The organism is Paraburkholderia sp. BR10923 (genome assembly GCF_040948765.1).
GTDB lineage: Bacteria > Pseudomonadota > Gammaproteobacteria > Burkholderiales > Burkholderiaceae > Paraburkholderia > Paraburkholderia youngii.
Map to the genome: position 1 here is coordinate 1 of NZ_JBFPKO010000165.1, position 457 is coordinate 457.

Annotated in this window: 1 protein-coding gene; it reads right to left on the reverse strand. The window is 56.5% G+C overall.

Annotated features, from left to right (window positions below; all coding sequences use genetic code 11):
* The coding region (locus AB3X94_RS41930; protein ID WP_368614481.1) for a transposase at positions 1-457 on the reverse strand (457 nt) is incomplete at both ends.

Consider the following 457-nt stretch of genomic DNA (forward strand, 5'->3'; position numbering starts at 1 on the left):
CGATGGCCCAAGGTCGTATCTGGTTTTCGACCCAGTTGTTGTGTATAGGCACGTGACCGTCATCGAGATAGCGGGTCAGCGCTTCCCATCGTTTAAGACTGTAATCCAGCGCTTTGGCAATCGCCGAACCTTCCGACACCAGCTTGCGCTGCGCCTTCATCCATTCGTGTAGTGCGCCGCAGACCGGTTTGGCCCGACTCTGTCGGAGCTTTTGGCGTTCGTCGGCTTGCAGCATTGCAGCGTCGCGCTCGATGTCATAAAGCGCAGCGAAGAACGGCAGCGCCTGCGCGGCGATCTGACTGCTGTGATTGGCGTGCAGATCGAAGAACTGTAAGCGGTCAATAAAAGACGCCCTTCCATCGAGGGGCAGAAGGTCAGAAGCTAGGTGTCCACGTGGACACCTGCACACTGACACTGATGACAGAGAACAAAGACCTGAAGAGCCGTCTGGTGATTG